Here is a 16,429-nt window from a genome sequence, read left to right on the forward strand (position 1 = left end):
GCCGCGATCACCCGACGTTGCGGCGATGCGGGGGCCGGCCGGCCTGGGGAACGATTTGGCCGCCGCAGTCGTCTCCCCCTCTCCTGGGCACAGCCGTTGTGCTCAGGCCAGGGGAGGCCGGATGAGTACGGGTGAATTCGCCAAGTGGACGCGGCGGTTCGAGGACGAGCGCGAACGCAGGAACGCCGAAGGCGACCCGGAGTGGGCGCTGGGTGCGACGCTGCATCCGAGCGTATGGGCCGGCATCCAGCGCTTCCAGGTCGGCGAGGACGGCGACGGCGCCAACCTCTCCCGCAAGGCCGACCAGGCCGGCGACCCGGACTACGCGGACGCGGTCCGGCTCTTCATCGCCGAGGAACAGAACCACGCCCGGCTGCTGGCCCGGCTGTTGGCCGCCGGGGGAGTGCCCAAGCTCGCCGGACACTGGAGCGACACGGTCTTCGTACGGCTGAGGCGTCTGATGGGTCTGCGCACGGAACTGCTCGTACTCATGATCGCCGAGGTGGTGGCACTGCGCTACTACCGCGCCCTGCGCGACGGCACCGACGACCCGCTCACCACCGATGTTGCGGCGCGGATCCTGGCCGACGAGGAGCGGCACGTCCCGTTCCACTGCGAGCGACTGCACGCCTCGGTGGCCGAACTGCCGCGCCTGATGCGTGGCCCGACCATGGCTCTGTGGCGACTGCTCCTGCTCGCGGTGTCCGCGACCGTGGCCGTCGACCACGGCCCGGCACTGCGCCGACTCGGCGTCGGTCGCCGCCGCTTCCTGGCCGACGTCATGGCCTCGTCGCGGGACGTGGTCTCCGCGGTGCTCGCGCCGCGCCCCGCTCAGCGGGCGAGCACCCCCTGACGGGTGGGCCCGGGCCCGGTGTCGTGTCGGGCGACGGCCATACGCTCCATGCGAATCTTTCATCCGTGCTTCGATGAAAATAAGTACGCACCAAATCGTCTTCCGCGTAAGGGAGTTGATGCATACGGTCGCCCTTGTCAGTCGAGACGTCAGTGTCAAGGAAGGACAGCATGAACCCCAACCTCCGGGCAGCGGCCGCCACGGCCGCGCTCCTCAGTGGGCTCCTCGCCGCCGCGGGCGGCGTGGCCGACGCGGCGGAGAGAACCGACGCCCAGACCCTTTCCGCGCACATCCAGAAGGCAGTCGTCGCCGAGCAGCAGCTCGGAACCACCGGCGGGCCCATCCTCGGACTCGTCCTGAGCACACCCGACGGCGCCGACACCGCGTCCTCCTGACGCCGCGGAGGAGCACCGTGGACCGTCATGCCGAAGACCGCGTCACCTGGTGCCCGAGCGGAGACGCCCACCGCCCGGAATCCGTCGTCCTGGGCGTCAGATCGGGAGACAACGGCCAGGTCGTCTACGTGGACGAGCCGGTGCCCGCCGCGGACGTGCTGTCGAGCATCCCCGAAGGCATCGCGCCCCACCGGATCCTCCGGTTCGCCTCGCACTGCACCTCCGCCTGCGCCAACCGGGTGGGCGACGACTGCGGTCTGATCCAGCGCATCCAGACCCTGCCGTCGTCGCGCGACACCGGCGCGGTGCCGCGGTGCCACCTCCGTCCGCACTGCAAGTGGTGGAACCAGACGGGCGTGGACGCCTGCCACCGCTGCCCCGCCCTGTCCACGCTCAACTCCACCGACGACCGCCTCGCCGTACTGGTCGCCGATCCCGCCACGACCGTCGAGCAGTTGGAGAGCTGGATCGCCGCCGCCGAGTGAGGCGCGCGGTCCGTTCGCCGTCGAGTCCGCCGCTCCCCTTCGGACGGCGGACTTCGGCGGTCTTCCCCCGCTCCTGCGCACCTGGCAGGTCACGGGAGTGCGCGTGCCGCCTGGTCGGACGGTCCCCAACTGGCTTGCTCCGTACGGGAGTTGTGGTGTGGAGCGGGGGTGTCGTCGGTGAGGAGGTGGGCGAGGAGGAGGCCGGTGGTGCGTTCGCTCAACTCGCGGGCGGCGTCGAGCAGACGCGGATACTGCCGGACCGGCAGGGAGAGGGCGACACAGGAGGCCCGGCCGGGCAGGCCCAGGGAGTACGCGACACAGACCTCGCGGTAGGAGTACTCCAGGAGGTCGAACTGGGCCGCATAGGGGCCGTGTCCATCGAGGGAGTCCAGGAGGGCACGGGGGTCGGTGATGGTGCGCTCGGTGAGCTGGATCGAGGGGTAGCGGGCGAGGTGGTCCATGCAGGAGGTGAAGTCGAGCTGGGCGAGCAGGCTCTTGCCGACGGCGCTGGCGTGGGCGGTGTCGCGGAAGGCCACCCATTCCTCGACGGCCGGCGCTGCCGGGCTGTGCGCGGATTTGAGGACCTGGACGTCACCGTCGGCGTAGGTGCTGAGGTAGACGGCGGCGCCGATCCGGTCCCGTAGCCCGGCCAGCGTCTGTTCAAGCAGCACACCGTGCCGGTCGGACCGGGTGGCCATCTTCATGACGGGTCCGGCGAAGTGCACCCCGGCGACCGTCTCGACCAGGTGTTGCTCGCGCAGCCAGTGCAGCAGCCAGGCGGTGGCGGCCAGGGACATGCGCCCGCGCCGGGCCAGGGTGCGCGTGGTGACGCCCTCGGCGGCGCAGATGTGCTGAAGGAGGTCCCGGGCGCGTTGGGCGGCCTGGGTCCTGGGGGAGGAGGCCGCCGGAACGGGCTGATTGCGGGCGATGTCGTTGAGGATCGCCGGCCGCAGGGCGTTGGCCGACCAGCAGGGTTCCTCGCCGCCCGGTTCGGCCGCGGCACCCGCCTCGGCGGCCGCCGCGACGATGTCGGGTGTGAACCCCGGCAGCGGCTGGACGATCCCCGGGTGCCGCCCGCCGGGGAGCGACGCCAGATGAGGCCGGGCCACCGCGGCCTCCGGCCCGGCGGAGAGCGGCAGATACGGTCCGTTGCCGTCGGGCAGCAGGGGAGCAGGGATGAGGACGAGGTGCGGGCGGCCTTCCGGGGTTTCCGTTACGGAGTCGCACGGGCGGGCCGGGACACCGGCGGGCGGCAGCAGGGCTTCCTCGGGAACGCCGAGGCGCTCGCGGACCTCGTCGAAGAACCGCGGATCCTCGACCAGTACGGGCCCGGCGTCGGGTGGGCGGCGGGCCGTGCCGGCGAGCAGTCGGCGGGCGTCCCCGTGACCGTGCCGGGCGGCCTCGGCGATGAGGAAGGTGGCTTCCTGCTCCCAGTCCTCACCGGCCCGCAGCGCGGCCACGGCCAGTCGGAACAGCGCGCCGGGGTGCCCGGCGGACGCCGCCTGGCCGAGCCAGTCCGTGGCCGTGCTCAGCTCGTCGCGGGCCAGGGCCTTGGACCCGAGCCGGAACAGGGAGTTGGCCTGCGCCCGGGCGTCGGGGTCGAGCCGGTAGGTGTGGGAGAGCGGGCCGAAGTCACCGTCGGGCCGGTCCCAGTGGTCCGGCGTGCCGGCCGGCCGGCCCATGAGTGCGAGCAGACGCGCATGATCCTGCGGAGCCGGGCGGCCGCTGTTGTCCTCGTTGAAGCGGCTCACATCCGTCACCTCTCCTTCCTCAAGTGGGGTTTCTTCTGATGTCTGTGCCGGATGAACTCGGCCAGCGCCCTGCGCAGATCGAGGACCGCGTTGTACCGCTCCCGGTGCACGCGGGCGGCTCCGACGCCCAGCGCGGCCGCGATCTCCATGTCGGTGAGCCCCTGGCTCTGGAGGTGGGCCACGTGCCGGCGTTCGCTCACCGGCATCGCCTCGATCGCCGGAATCACCAGGTCGTTGAGGACGTCCACCTCCGTCGCCGTCTCCGGCAGCACGGACAGCGAGGCTTCCAGGTCCGCGCCGTTCATCAGGTCGAGGCGGCGGTCCGCCCGGAGGTTGTCCAGCGCCAGGTTCCGCGCGGTCCTGCGCACATAGGCCGCCAGTTTCACCCCCTCGTCGAGGTCGCCCAGCGCGGCCTTGCTCAGAACCCGCATGAACGCCTCGTCGACACAGTCCCGGCAGGCCTCAAGCGAAAGCTGCCGATTGGACAGCTTCCGTAGCATCGGGGGCTCCCGGTCCATGAACTGGTCGTACAGATCCAGGAGTTGGCGCCCCAGATCCGATCCCGACCCCGGCTCCGCCGCCGACTCACGCGCCTCACCGCCTACCACGGACTGCGCTCTTCCACCCATGGCCGCGCGCCGCCCGTGGTCGGCGCGACACGGACCATGACGGCGACGGTCCGGTCGGGGGCGGCCTCGACGTGGACTATCGCCACCGCGGGCGGGCAACCGCAGCGTGCGGCCGGTGCGAGCGGGGCAACCGGTGCTGTCCCGGCCCGGGCCCGTCGCCCGTCCCAGCACGCGTGTAACAGAACGACCAGCGCGTGCACCGCGCTGACAGCGGCCGTCACAGCTCCGAGCCAGTCCAAGAACCGCGTCATGAGAGTGGATCTCCGTTTGCTAGAGGCGGACGCGAAAGGCGCCCTCGTACCCCTGACGTCCGGCCCACCCCAGATCTCCCTCGGGGACCACAAACCACTGGAATTGACCAATCCCACGACCGAAGCCGCCCACCCATGACCGGACTTCGGGGCGCTTCGGCCGGTACTTCCCACCCACCACCGACAAGCGCACCGCGGCAATAATTCAGATGCGGCTGAGCCGGTGCGCATTCCTATACTTGCGCGACTCGAAGAGGGGGAGGTGGAGAAAATGAAGCTTGCCGAGGCACTGGCGGAACGTGCGGAGGCGACGCGCCGTGTGGAGCAGTTGCGAGCGCGCGTCGTCAGCAGCGCGCGCCACCAGGAGGGGGAGACACCCGCCGAAGACGCGGCGCGACTGCTGGCCGAGGCCGGTGAGGTGCTGGACGCGCTGGAAACGTTGATCCGGCGGATCAACCGGACCAACGCCACCGTGAGGGTGGGCCCGGACGGCACGCTCACCGACGCCCTCGCACGCCGGGACGTGCTGCGGTTGCGGCACGCCGTGGTCACCGCGGCGGCGGACGCGGCAGCGGGCACGGGAGAGCGGGGATACGGCCGACAGCTCCGGTCGGAGCTGATGATGCTCGCCGCGCTGCCGGTGGCGGAACTGCGCGCTCAGGCGGACGTGCTCGCCCGCGAGATCCGCGAGGTCGACGTGCGGATCCAACGCACGAACTGGGAGGCCGACCTGCTGGACTGAGTGGTCCAGCGGGCGGGGGCGATGGGGAGCAGGTAGCTGCTTCGGAGGCGTGCACACACCGAGGGCCGGCGGTTTCCGGCCCCCTCCTGGTGCGTGGAGAGCAACGCGGGGGTTCGATTCCCCATCAACAGCGCAGCTCAGCATCGCGTACAGGTAACCGTGCACAGCGCACAGCACATCACCACGTGCAGATCCGATGCGGCGAGGGCGGGTTCGGGGTCTTCTCCATCGCACTCCGGTACAACGCCCCTATGTGTGGGGGCCATAGGAAAAACGGCAGTGGCACGTGTAGCCCCACCTGGTCGGCTCGCGTGTCACTCCGTGGTCGCACACCCTCAGGCTCACATCATGGCGTGGGCGCCCACCCCTGGGCGGCCCGCGAGGGAGTGTGCGGACATGTGGCGGAACGACGGCTGGGACGTACGGGTCAGACTCGGGGTGCTCACCCCGCACGCGGACGTGGGGCCGGAGTCCGAGCTCCGCGCGATGGCCCCCGCCGACGTCGGCCTGCACGCGGCCCGGGTGCCGTTCGGGGCGATGCGGTCGGGCGGCGGGATGGACGAGACGATTCCGCTGGCGCCGGTGCGGGCGTTCGCCGAGCCGCCGTACGTGGACGAGGCCGCCGAGCGACTCGCCGCCGCGCCGCTGAATGCGATGGGCTTCGCCTTCACCAGCTCGGCTTATGTGATCGGCGCCGCGGCCGAGGAGGCGATGCTGGAGCGTCTGCGCACCCGGGCCGGAGGCATTCCTGTGGTCGCCACCTGCGCCGCGACGGTGGAGGCGCTCCACGCGGTCGGGGCCACGCGGCCGGCGCTGATCGATCCGCCGTGGTTCGACGCGGAATTGAACGCGCTGGGCCGGCGCTACTACCAGGACGCGGGCTTCGAGGTTCCCTTCTCGGCTCCCTGTGCGCTGCCAAGCGGGCAGACCCTCGTCCAGCCCGCCGAGCTGTACGAGTGGGTGAGCACACATGTGCCGGACGACGCCGACGCCGTGGTGCTGGGCGGCAACGGCCTCCGTGCGGTCGGGGTGATCGAGCGCCTCGAACTACGCCTGGGGCGACCGGTGTTGACGCCCAATCAGGTCCTGCTGTGGGCGATGCTGCGTGCGGCCGGCACGTCCACCGACGACATCACGGGTTACGGACGGCTGTTCTCGCTCCCCGAGCCCCCGCCGCACGAGCGGCCCGCCTCGGCCCGCTGAGAAAGGCGGCGCCTGCCGCCGGAACGCGACGCGGCGGGAGGTGCCGCCCGCCTTCGGGGGCCGCGCGACTGTTGCGAGTCCCCCGGGGCGACCCGACTGTTCCGGTGCCCCCGAAGGCCGCCCGGCTTATCCGTCGGCTGCCGCTGCGACACCCCGGGGCCGCCTCACTGTCGCGTGGGCTCCGCCGCGAAGCCCCCGGAGGCCACCCGACTCTTCCGTCGGCTCCGCCGTGGCGCCTCCCCGGGCCGGCCGGCTGTCGCGAGGCCCCCGGGGCCACCCGGCTTTTCCGTCGGCTCCGCTGCGACGCCCCCCGGGCCGCCTCACTGTCGCGTCGGCTCCGCCGCGAAGGCGTCCAGCTGCTCCTTCGACCACGCGAGCCTGCCCGTTCGCAGGTCCTCGACGACGCCGCGCACCCACTCAAGCTCCGCCGCCGTGACGGCCCGCAGGTATTCGGTCTCCAGACGGGTGACGCGCGGCAGCCCCTGCTTCTCCTCCGAGGCCATGGCCGCCTCAAGACCGTCGAGCTTCTTCGCCAAGGCGTCGGCCCGCCGCTTCAGTACGTCCGCGATGTCCTCGGGCATGAGGAGCAGGAGATTGGAGAGGGCGGCCGGGAACTCGGGGAACTCCTGCTTGGGCGCGGCGAGCATCTCCTCCAGCCACGCCCTGGCCGTCTCGCGCCCCGCGGCGGTCACCTCGTAGACGGTCCGCTCGGGGTACTGCTGATCGCGTCCCGTCTCACGGACCGCGATCAACCCGTCGCCATTGAGCCGCTCGATCGTGCGGTACAGGCTCGCGCGCTGTTTGACGTTGACGACCTGTTCCTTGCCCCACTCCTTGACCAGCCGCTGAATGCCGTACGGATGCAGCGGCTTGTAGTGCAGCAACGCCAGGACGGTGAGGGCGAGCGGGGAGCTGCGAGGAGCCGAGGTCGTCATGGGCATCACTTTAGCCGCAGGACGACTAGTTGACGCGAGACTAGTTGCAATGCAACTATTGCTGCATCGGCACAACCCACCCCACCCCCCCCGAAAGGAATCACCGCGATGTCCCTCACCGAGCGCATCCACTCCGACCACGGCCTGGTCAAGCACCTGGGCAACTGGACGGAGGCCGGGCACTTCGAGGTCAAGGCCCGCCGCGGCGCCGCCGTCCTCGACCTCCGTTCCCCCGACCTCCCCGACGACATCGACATCCACCTCGACCTGGACCGGGCCATGGTGAAGCTGCTCGTAGACGACGGCGCCGCCATCGACCACTGGAACCTGGAGTGGACCGCCCGCGGCAGGATCAAGGACGCGTGGACCACGACGCCCGCCCCGGACGCGGCGCCCACCCGCCGTGTCCGCCTGACCGGGTCCGTGACCAACGGCGAGATACGCGTCCACCGGGGTGGCATCGCCCTCCTGACCGCGATGTTCTCCCGTGCGTACGTCCAGGACGTGCGCCGCGCCCACAAGGCCGGCGGCGTGCCGACGGTCGCCGACCCCGCCGGGACGTACCAGTCATGACCCGCACCGGCAAAGCCCGCACCGCGCTCGTCGTCGGTGGCGGGATCGCGGGCCCGGTCGCCGCGATGGCCCTGCGCCGGGCGGGCATCGAAGCCGCCGTTTACGAGGCGTACGACTCCACCGCCGACGGGGTCGGCGGCGGCATGACCATCGCCCCCAACGGCCAGGACGCCCTCGACGCGATCGGCGCCGGCCACCTCGTCCGCGCCATCGGCACACCGGTCACCGCCATGGGGCTACGGAGCTGGACAGGCAAAGACCTCGCCCGTTTCGCTCCGCCCAGCCGCCTCCCGGCCCAGCAGTTCGTCTGGCGCGCCGATCTCTACCGCGCGCTCCATGACGAGGCGGCACGCAGAGCCGTCCCCGTGCACCACGGCAAACGGCTGGCCGGCACGACGGACAGCGGCTCCGGCATCACCGCGCACTTCGCGGACGGTACGCGGGCGAGCGCCGACATCGTCATCGGCGCCGACGGCATCCGCTCCACCACCCGCTCCCTGATCGACCCGGCCGCGCCCGCGCCGAACTACGCGGGTCTGGTCTGCTTCGGAGGGCGGACGTACCAGTCGGGAATGGCCTCCACCGAGGGGGTCATGTACATGTGCTTCGGCAAGCGTGCCTTCTTCGGCTACCAGATCTTCGAGGATTCCTCAGCGGTCTGGTTCGTCAACCTGCCCCGCGGCGCCCCGATGACGGTCGCCGAAGCCCAGGCGATCGGGGCCAAGGAGTGGATGCGCACCCTGCTCGCCGCCTTCGCCGACGACCGCACGCCGGCCCGGGAACTGATCGGCCGGACCGACCTCGACGAGCTCCTCATCACCGGCCCGATGGAGAACATGCCCAGAGTCCCGACCTGGACCCGGGGCCGGATGACCCTGATCGGCGACGCCGCCCACGCCGCTTCGTCCAGTTCCGGCCAGGGCGCCTCCCTCGCCGTCGAAAGCGCCGTCGAGCTCGCGCGCTGTCTGCGGGACCTGCCCTACGGCCAGGCCTTCGCGACGTACGAGCATCGGCGCCGGCCGCGCGTCGAACGCATCATCAAACTCGGTGCCCGCACCAACAGCAACAAGACCGCGGGCCCGGTCGGCCGCGTCCTGCGCGACCTGGCCATGCCCGCGGCCATGAAGCTGATCAACCCGGAGAGGATGGCCTGGCAGTTCGATCACCACATCGACTGGGACGCGAGGGCGATCCCGAGCGTGTGACCTCCCGCCCGCGACATGCGTTCTCGTCCCCCGTCCGGGAGATCCCCGTCACCCCCCGAACGGGAGCGCGGCGCCGGACCCCGGCGCTGTCCCTCCAGAGGCGCCCTCCCCGCCTCGCCGGGCCGACGCCCTGTGACCAAGGTCGCGGCCCGACCCGGCTGGCCAGGCACGGAGCGACCTCAACTCACGGTGCGACGAAGGAGGTTGGAGAGAAGCGGGGGAGACGGTGGACACGTCCCCTCGTTCGATCGCGCTGCTCCGCGCCGCCCCCGCCTCCAGCGCGTGTTGACTTCCCCGTCTAGTGCAGATTCACTAGACCCGCTCTGGTGCGCTCGCGCTATGCAGTAATGGTGCGGCAGCCGGCGGCCCGTCCGCGGGACCGTTCAACAGACCGCGCTGCGCAGGTCCGCGCCGCAAGGGAGCACCGGGAGGTGAGGGACGCTGTGACCGTTTACCCGTTCACGTCGCATGCCGTGGTTCACGCGGGCGTCGCCCGAGTGACGCTCAGCGGTGAACTGGACCTCGACACCGCCCCCATGGTCCACAACGCCGTCGCGGACTGTCTGGCCGAGCGGCCCACGACCCTCTGCTTCGACCTCACCGACATCTCGTTCTGCGACTGTGCCGGCCTGGGATCCCTGCTCACGGCGCGGCTGACCATCCTCGGGGAAGGCGTGGACCTCGTAGTGGAAGGCATCGGCTCGCAGTTGCGGCGGTTGCTGTCCCTGATCGGAGCCGAGGACCTCTTCACCCCGAAGGCCGCGGAGACGGACCTGGGTCGGGCCCGCTGGGCTTCGGCAGGGGTCGCGAGCCACCGCGCTGCCGAGACGGAGGCCGCGCTGCCGACGCGGCCAGGGACCTTCTGACATGATCGTGCCGTCCGCCACCAGCAAGGATGCGCCGATGCCTGCCCCCTCCCCGTCCCGTCGACCGGTCCGGATCCTCCTGGTCGAGGATCACGACATGGTGGCCGAGGCGATATGCCTCGCCCTTGAACGCTCGCCCGATTTGCAGATCGTGGGCCGCGCGGCGTCGGTGGCCTCGGCGCTGGCGGACGCCCAGCGCTGCACGCCCGACGTCGTCCTCATGGACCGGCGCCTGCCGGACGGTGACGGCGTCGCCGCCATCGCCGATCTCCTGGCACTGCTGCCGGACGCCCGCGTCCTGGTCCTGGCGGGCGAGGGCAGCGGTTCGGTGGCCGTGCGCGTCGCGCAGACGGGCGGAGCGGGCCTGATCCTGAAGGACCGCGGACTGAGCGAGCTGGAGGACGCCGTACGCCGGGTGGCGGCAGGCGAAACGGTCTTCAGCCAGGAACTGCTGGGCGATGTACTGGGACGGCTGACGGGCAGGGTGCCGGGACTCGGCGAGAACCTGACCCCGCGCGAGCGCGAAGTCCTGCACCTGCTGGGCGAAGGCCGGACCACCGCGGAGATCAGCGAGCAGTTGGGGGTCGCTCTCAACACGGGGCGCAACCACGTCCAGCGCGTGCTCGAAAAGCTGGGTGCGCGTTCCCAACTGGAGGCCGTGGCGATCGCACGGCGTGAAGGCATCCTCAAATGACGCGTGAAGCACGGCAACAGAAGTGGGCGCGGAAAGAGACGGTCCCTCTGTCGGAGACGGCCTTCACCCTGCTCGTTCAGGGAGTGCTGGACTACGGCATCTTCATGCTCGACCCGCACGGATACATCATCAGCTGGAACGCCGGAGCGGAACGGATCAAGGGCTACAGCGCCTCGGACATCCTCGGCCAGCACTTCTCGGTCTTCTACCCGCCCGAGGACCAGGCGTCGGGCAAGCCCCAATGGGAGTTGGAGACCGCCGTGGCCGACGGTCGGCTGGAGGACGAAGGGTGGCGCGTCCGCAAGGACGGCTCCCGGTTCTGGGCCAACGTGGTCATCACCGCCCTGTGGGACGAGAAGGGCGTACTCCAGGGCTTCGGCAAGGTCACCCGCGACATGTCCGAACGACGGGCCGCCCAGCACGCCCTCAGCGAGCGGCGGCGGCTGTTCGACCACCTGGTCCAGGCGCAGGAGACGGAGCGCCGCCGCATCGCGTGGGACGTCCACGACGACTCCATCCAGGCGATGGTCGCCGTCGGAATGCGGCTGGAACTGCTCGCCGAGCGGGTGCCGGAGACCTACTCCGCGGAGCTGCGCCGGCTCGACACCTCGGTGCGCGAAGCGATCGGCCGGCTGCGCAGTCTGACGTTCCGGCTCCATCCGCCCGGGATCGACAGGCACGGCCTGGTCGACGGGCTCTCCAGCCATCTGGACGACGTCGTGGGCGCCGCGTGGGGGATGACCTACTCGTTCGACCACGAACTGGAGCGTGAACCCTCTCCCGAGACCGCCATCACCATTTTCCGCATCGTCCAGGAAGCACTCCTGAACGTGCACAAGCACGCCCGCGCGAGCCAGGTCGACATCCAGGTCCGGTCCGTCGACGGGGGCATCGTGACCCGCGTGGTGGACGATGGAACAGGGGCGCCGATGTCCCAGGACGGCTCGCGCGAACATTTCGGGGTCATCGAAATGCGGGAGCGGGCCGAGACGGCCGGAGGCTGGTGGTCCATGTACTCGCGCCCCGGCACGGGAACCACCGTCGAGTTCTGGGTGCCCAACCCGGGCCCGGCACCGGCGGACGAGGCGTCGTGAAGCCCGATACGCCGGGCGGCTCCCCGTGCCCCCCGCTCACCGTGCTGCTGTGTGACGACAACGCGCTGGTCCTGGAAACTCTGGGCGAGGTCGTGCGGGCCCAGCCCGATCTGGAAGTGGTGGGCACCGCCCGCGACGCCGAGCAGGCGCTGCGTCTGGTACGCCGTCACCAACCGGACCTGGTGGTCCTGGACGTGCGCTTCCCCGGCGGCGGCCACCGCGTCGCCGGCGACATCGCTGCATGCTCCCCGGCCAGCCGCGTCGTGGCGTTCTCCGCGTACGACGACAAGGGGTCAATCGAGCAGATGATGAAAGCGGGCGTCGTCGAGTACGTCCTCAAGGGCGTGAGCAATCGCGAGCTCGTCGCGGCGCTGCGCCGGGCGGCAGAACCTCGCTGAAGTCCTGCCGAGACAGCCGCCCCACGGGGAAGGCAACCCGTCTTGTCCCTGCTCCTCCGGCCTGCCCGCCGATCCGCGGTTCCGGGCACCCCTGCCGTAGGGATGCGTCCGCTACGTCGCCGGGTGCGGAGAGTCCGGGGCGAGGCCCTGGAAGAGGTTGGCGATCAGCTGATCGGTGAAGTCCGTGGTCAGCGGTTGCGCGGGCATCAGCAGCCGGTGGTAGGCGGCGCCCCAGAGCTGGTCGACTATCGTCTCCAGGTCGACGCCTTCGCGGATCTGCCCGGCTTCCCGCGCACGCGTGAGACGTTCGACGGCGAGGCGGCGGCGCTGCGTGACGTAGTGCGTCGAGAGCGCTTCGGCCAGGTCGGAGTCGCCTTGCGCGGCTCCGATGATCCCGGCGATGACGGAGCCATTGCGGTTCAGGAGCTCGACGAAGCTGTGCAGTTGCGTCGTCAGGTCGCGCCGGATGTCACCCGTGTCGGGAAAGGCGAGGGTGTCCTTGAAGGTGTCGTAATAGGCGTCGAAGGCCAGGGCACCGGGGGAGGGCCACCACTTGTAGAGGGTCATCTTGCTGACCCCGGCGCGTGCGGCGACCTTGGAGAAGGTCAGGCCTTGCACCCCCTCGGCGAGCAACAGTTCGGCGGCCGTGGTCAGCGTCGCGTTGCGGACGTCCTCCGCCCGTCGGCGTCCGCGCCCCGGCTTGAGCAGGCCGGCTCCCTCGCCGGCGTCTGATCGCTCCACGCGTCTTCCCCTCGTCTTCTCATCGGGCACGGCCGGTCGGGCTCGGCTCGGACGGCGCTCTTGTGCACCAGTCGCCGCAGCTTCCCACTCAACTATATGGACCACGAGGCCATATTTATATGGACTGCTGGTCCACATGCTGTTAGTGTACTCATTGTCCACAAAGATAGTGAGGGAGTTTCCCATGAGCACCACCAACGAAGAGTCCGCAGCACGTGTGGCGATCGTGACCGGCGGTTCGGGCGGGATCGGCAGTGCGGTCGCACGAGCACTGGCCGCCGACGGCATGGCCGTGGCCGTGCACTACTCCGGCAGTGCCGAGCGCGCCGAAAAGGTGGTCGCCTCGATCCAGGAAGCGGGCGGCACAGCCATCTCCGTCTCCGGTGACGTGGCGGACGAGACCGCGATGACGGCCCTCTTCGACACCACTGAGGAGCGCTTCGGCGGCATCGACGTGGTGGTGAACACCGCCGGGATCATGCTCCTGGCACCCCTGGCCGAAATGGAGCTGGACGCCTTCGACCGCATGCACCGGGTCAACGTGCGCGGCACGTTCGTCGTCTCCCAGCTCGCGGCTCGGAGACTGCGCCCCGGCGGTGCGCTGGTCAATTTCTCCACCTCCGTCACCCGGCTCCAGCAGCCGACGTACGCGGCTTACGCGGCGACCAAGGGCGCGGTCGAGGCGATGACCCTGATCCTGGCCCGAGAACTGCGCGGCCGGGACGTGACCGTCAACGCCGTGGCGCCCGGGCCGACCGCGACCCCGCTCTTCCTGGACGGCAAGAGCCCCGAATTGGTCGACCGGATCGCGGCCGCGTCCCCGACGGAACGGCTCGGCACGCCCGACGACATCGCGAGCGCCGTCGCCTTCCTGGCCGGCCCGGGCGGCCGCTGGGTCAACGGCCAAGTCCTGTACGCCAACGGAGGCGTCGCCTGACCGTCACCGGTCGTCGGGTTCCGGCAGCCGCAGGACCTGCCGCGCACGGCTTCGCATCCGGCGCAGATCACCAAAGCGCCGACGCTGCTTGCGGGACTGCTGGTCGAGCTCCTCCACCAGGCGCTGGGAGCGCTTCTCCACGTCCAGCTCGTTGAGGATCCGGTCGACCTCGGCGAGCAGCGCCCCGTGCAACTGCCACTGCCGAGGGTGTCGCTGCACTTGCGCGAGCAGCAGATCGGCGACCCGGTCCCGGCTGGCCCGGCCCGCCGTCAACTCGGTCGCCAGGCGCTCCTCCGCCTTCTCCGCGTTGGTGCTGACCTGCGTGGTGATCAGTACGGCGAAGCTCTCGACGGCCCGGGCGAGGTGTTCGAAGACATCCCGCAGGGCGAGGCCGACCTCCGGCTCGAAAAGCGTCTCCTCCGTACGTTCCTTCGCGAGGTCGGTCAGCGACCGGCAGACCACGCGCAACACCACCGCCGAGATCTCCAGGGTGTCGAGCCCGGTACGCAGCACCACCCGCGACAGCAGCCCCTCCTTGACGCGCGGATTGAGCCGAAGACTGTCCTCGGCCTGCCGCAGGGACACATCCACCTGGACGATGTCGTGATCGAGCCGCCGCGCCTCGTGCAGTCGGGCCGCCGCCTGGGCGACCGGGGTATGGCCGCCGACCTCGGCCCCCAGGTCGAGCAGCAGCCGCCGCATCCGGGCGGCGAGCTCCTCGATGGCCCCGCCGGCGGACTCCACCCAGACCGGAGGAGCGAGCAGCACGTTGAACAGCATGCCGACCCCGGCGCCGATCAGCGTCTCAAGCACCCGGTCCCAGGCGGTCGCCGACACCCGGGTCACCCCCAGGACGAGCATCGCGCTGATCGCCACCTCGGGCACGAACTCGCCGACCTTGACGAAGCGACCGACCACGAGCGCCGCCAGGATGATCAACCCCAGGCTCCACCAGGTCAGACCCACCAGGGAGCTGAACCCGACGGCGAGCAGCACACCCACGACGACGGAGTTCACCCTGCGCACGGCGGTGACGAGCGTGGTGTAGAGGGTGACCTGCACGACGAGAAGGGCGGTCAGTGGCGCGGTCAGCGGCGCGGGCTCGCTGCTCAGACGCAGAGCCACCACATACGAGATGACCGCGGCCGCGGTGGAACGCAGGGTCTGCACCACCGCCGGCTCACGGCGGCGGCGCGCGAAATCAAACAGAGGATGAGTGAACTCCCGCACCATGCACCCCTTCCCTCTCAGCGCATTTCACACACGGAGAGCTCTCCGGGACGGGGCGGGAACAGGGACAGGTGCAGGGGCCAAGGCCGGGTCGGCGCCCGCCCCCGGCCGTACATCCGCGCGGGGCTCCCACGCGCGGAGGCCGGAACCCGCTGGTCACAGAGTGGGGGCCCACCGGTAGGGCGGTCGAACACGTTCTGGCAAACTGTGGGCCCGCCCCCGTGTGCGCCCGGCGCCTTGAGCCACCGTTCATGTCGTCGACCCGGGGGAATGTGCGCATGTTTTCGGGGTATGCGCGCAACGTTAATGGTGGCGCTTCGGCAGTGAGGCGGACTGAATGAATCTGGCTGGGCAGGACGTGGATCAGCGACCACACGCGGACCGCACGATGTCGGTTTCCGCTGTGCTCGAGGGGAGCGAGGACATCGCTGCTGCCCGGGGCATGGCACGGGACTTCCTCACGTCGTTGCAGGCCGTGCACGGGGTGCCGGTCTGGAAACAAGCCATGGGCACGGTCCAGCTGGTGGTGAGCGAGCTGGTGACCAACGCCCGTAAGTACGCTCCGGGACCCTGTTTGCTGACCCTGGAGGTCAACGACGGAGCGGTGGAGGTGACGGTGTGGGACAGCAGCACGACGCTGCCGGTGGTCCTGGCGCCGGACCCCAGCAGGGTGGGCCAGCACGGCCTGGAAATCGTCATGGCGGTCTGCCGCAGTTTCGAAGTGCACCGCGAGCCCGTCGGCAAGCGCGTCAAGACGGCCATCGCTCTGGCCGATGAACAAGGCGGCGACACGGCCGGCCACCGGTCGGCCTGACCGACGGCCGAGACCGCCTCGCCACCATGAGCTGCCTCCCGTCGCCATGAGCCGCTTCGTCACCATGAGAGGCTGTGCCGGGTGATGAGCCAAGACGAGCGCCCGGATCGCGCCTTGTTCCTCGTGGGCGCGCTACCACCGGCCGAGCTCGCGTGGGCGCACCGCGAGGCGCTTCGTGTGGTGCGGCCCGGCGTCGAGACGGCCCACATCGACGCCTACAGCGATGACGCGTGGCCCCAAGAGGTGGTGCCCTTCTATGAGCAGGCGCTGGCCATGGGGCGCAATGCGTTGATCCGCAGCGGACGTTCGGCCAAGGGCGATCCCGGGATGGGCATCGACATCGACGTCCACGATGACGCGGAGTTCGAGATTCTCCTGGCCTTGGCGCCCTACCACGATCCACACCGAGGGGTGGCGCGGTCGCCGGCAGATCTTCAGCGCCAGTGACACGGGGACCTCCTTGTGGGTCGCCGTCACCGGGGAACAGCAGGCGAACCTTCTGGCACGGGTGGCGGCGCGGGGGATCCCCACCACGGCTTTCGCCGTCCGGCCCGAGAAGGCGGAACGTCGGCCTCGCTGGCTGTGGCGCAAGGAGCCCCGAGCCGAGCGCGGGACCGACTCATAGCGGCGGAA

Annotated in this window: 19 protein-coding genes; 14 read left to right on the forward strand and 5 right to left on the reverse strand. The window is 70.6% G+C overall.

Annotated features, from left to right (window positions below; all coding sequences use genetic code 11):
• Positions 1-121 precede the first annotated feature (121 nt).
• From DWB77_RS35155 to DWB77_RS35165, 3 genes are all read left to right on the forward strand, one after another.
• Positions 122-853, forward strand: a complete 732-nt coding sequence (locus tag DWB77_RS35155) for a ferritin-like domain-containing protein (RefSeq protein WP_120726539.1) — start codon at positions 122-124, stop codon at positions 851-853.
• A 170-nt stretch (positions 854-1,023) separates the two neighbouring features.
• Positions 1,024-1,248: a hypothetical protein gene (locus DWB77_RS35160; protein ID WP_120726541.1), complete on the forward strand. Its 225-nt coding sequence runs from the start codon at positions 1,024-1,026 to the stop codon at positions 1,246-1,248.
• A 17-nt stretch (positions 1,249-1,265) separates the two neighbouring features.
• On the forward strand, positions 1,266-1,733 hold the full coding sequence (locus DWB77_RS35165) for a hypothetical protein (RefSeq protein WP_120726543.1): 468 nt from the start codon (positions 1,266-1,268) through the stop codon (positions 1,731-1,733).
• An 89-nt stretch (positions 1,734-1,822) separates the two neighbouring features.
• On the opposite strand, the gene DWB77_RS35170 is transcribed toward DWB77_RS35165, so the two are convergent.
• Together DWB77_RS35170 and DWB77_RS35175 are read right to left on the reverse strand one after the other, a co-directional pair.
• Entirely contained in the window at positions 1,823-3,493 is a 1,671-nt protein-coding gene (locus DWB77_RS35170; RefSeq protein WP_120726545.1) for an IclR family transcriptional regulator domain-containing protein, read from the reverse strand.
• On the reverse strand, positions 3,490-4,092 hold the full coding sequence (locus DWB77_RS35175) for a sigma-70 family RNA polymerase sigma factor (protein WP_162952679.1): 603 nt from the start codon (positions 4,090-4,092) through the stop codon (positions 3,490-3,492). Before DWB77_RS35175 ends, DWB77_RS35170 begins: the two co-directional genes overlap by 4 nt.
• Positions 4,093-4,635: 543 nt before the next feature.
• Here DWB77_RS35175 and DWB77_RS35180 point away from each other — a divergent pair.
• Together DWB77_RS35180 and DWB77_RS35185 are read left to right on the forward strand one after the other, a co-directional pair.
• Positions 4,636-5,106 (forward strand): DIP1984 family protein, encoded by a 471-nt coding sequence (locus DWB77_RS35180; RefSeq protein ID WP_120726549.1) that lies wholly within the window; start codon positions 4,636-4,638, stop codon positions 5,104-5,106.
• Between the two features lie 396 nt (positions 5,107-5,502).
• Positions 5,503-6,309: a maleate cis-trans isomerase family protein gene (locus tag DWB77_RS35185; RefSeq protein ID WP_120726551.1), complete on the forward strand. Its 807-nt coding sequence runs from the start codon at positions 5,503-5,505 to the stop codon at positions 6,307-6,309.
• Positions 6,310-6,629: 320 nt separating this feature from the next.
• On the opposite strand, the gene DWB77_RS35190 is transcribed toward DWB77_RS35185, so the two are convergent.
• Entirely contained in the window at positions 6,630-7,244 is a 615-nt protein-coding gene (locus tag DWB77_RS35190; RefSeq protein WP_120726553.1) for a PadR family transcriptional regulator, read from the reverse strand.
• A 108-nt stretch (positions 7,245-7,352) separates the two neighbouring features.
• On the opposite strand from DWB77_RS35190, the gene DWB77_RS35195 reads away from it, so the two are divergent.
• The 6 genes from DWB77_RS35195 to DWB77_RS35220 all read left to right on the forward strand — a co-directional run bounded on the left by DWB77_RS35195 (position 7,353) and on the right by DWB77_RS35220 (position 12,074).
• Positions 7,353-7,817 carry a hypothetical protein gene (locus tag DWB77_RS35195; protein WP_120726555.1) on the forward strand — a complete coding sequence of 155 codons (465 nt, stop codon included), beginning with the start codon at positions 7,353-7,355 and terminating at the stop codon, positions 7,815-7,817.
• Positions 7,814-9,022, forward strand: a complete 1,209-nt coding sequence (locus DWB77_RS35200) for an FAD-dependent oxidoreductase (RefSeq protein ID WP_120726557.1) — start codon at positions 7,814-7,816, stop codon at positions 9,020-9,022. Before DWB77_RS35195 ends, DWB77_RS35200 begins: the two co-directional genes overlap by 4 nt.
• Positions 9,023-9,453: 431 nt before the next feature.
• Positions 9,454-9,888, forward strand: a complete 435-nt coding sequence (locus DWB77_RS35205; protein ID WP_162952680.1) for an STAS domain-containing protein — start codon at positions 9,454-9,456, stop codon at positions 9,886-9,888.
• 37 nt (positions 9,889-9,925) lie between these two features.
• The gene (locus DWB77_RS35210; RefSeq protein WP_120728607.1) at positions 9,926-10,582 is read left to right on the forward strand and encodes a response regulator transcription factor; all 657 of its coding nucleotides are present in this window, start codon (positions 9,926-9,928) and stop codon (positions 10,580-10,582) included.
• Positions 10,579-11,676 (forward strand): PAS domain-containing sensor histidine kinase, encoded by a 1,098-nt coding sequence (locus DWB77_RS35215; RefSeq protein ID WP_120726561.1) that lies wholly within the window; start codon positions 10,579-10,581, stop codon positions 11,674-11,676. The genes DWB77_RS35210 and DWB77_RS35215 overlap by 4 nt, the downstream gene beginning before the upstream one ends.
• Positions 11,673-12,074 (forward strand): response regulator, encoded by a 402-nt coding sequence (locus tag DWB77_RS35220; protein ID WP_162952681.1) that lies wholly within the window; start codon positions 11,673-11,675, stop codon positions 12,072-12,074. The genes DWB77_RS35215 and DWB77_RS35220 overlap by 4 nt, the downstream gene beginning before the upstream one ends.
• A gap of 111 nt (positions 12,075-12,185) precedes the next feature.
• Here DWB77_RS35220 and DWB77_RS35225 read toward each other — a convergent pair whose 3' ends face one another.
• Positions 12,186-12,815 (reverse strand): TetR/AcrR family transcriptional regulator, encoded by a 630-nt coding sequence (locus DWB77_RS35225; RefSeq protein ID WP_246033744.1) that lies wholly within the window; start codon positions 12,813-12,815, stop codon positions 12,186-12,188.
• Positions 12,816-12,999: 184 nt separating this feature from the next.
• On the opposite strand from DWB77_RS35225, the gene DWB77_RS35230 reads away from it, so the two are divergent.
• The gene (locus DWB77_RS35230) at positions 13,000-13,752 is read left to right on the forward strand and encodes an SDR family oxidoreductase (protein ID WP_174248667.1); all 753 of its coding nucleotides are present in this window, start codon (positions 13,000-13,002) and stop codon (positions 13,750-13,752) included.
• 3 nt (positions 13,753-13,755) lie between these two features.
• Here the strand turns inward: DWB77_RS35230 and DWB77_RS35235 are convergent, their stop codons facing one another.
• Positions 13,756-14,985: an FUSC family protein gene (locus DWB77_RS35235; RefSeq protein WP_120726567.1), complete on the reverse strand. Its 1,230-nt coding sequence runs from the start codon at positions 14,983-14,985 to the stop codon at positions 13,756-13,758.
• A 334-nt stretch (positions 14,986-15,319) separates the two neighbouring features.
• Between DWB77_RS35235 and DWB77_RS35240 the strand changes: the two genes are divergently transcribed.
• Together DWB77_RS35240 and DWB77_RS35245 are read left to right on the forward strand one after the other, a co-directional pair.
• A complete protein-coding gene (locus tag DWB77_RS35240) occupies positions 15,320-15,796 on the forward strand; it encodes an ATP-binding protein (RefSeq protein WP_120726569.1) in 477 nt (158 codons plus the stop codon).
• A gap of 84 nt (positions 15,797-15,880) precedes the next feature.
• Positions 15,881-16,243, forward strand: coding sequence for a hypothetical protein (locus tag DWB77_RS35245; protein WP_162952682.1), 363 nt, complete (start codon positions 15,881-15,883; stop codon positions 16,241-16,243).
• Positions 16,244-16,429 lie beyond the last annotated feature (186 nt).

The organism is Streptomyces hundungensis (assembly GCF_003627815.1).
Lineage (GTDB): Bacteria > Actinomycetota > Actinomycetes > Streptomycetales > Streptomycetaceae > Streptomyces > Streptomyces hundungensis_A.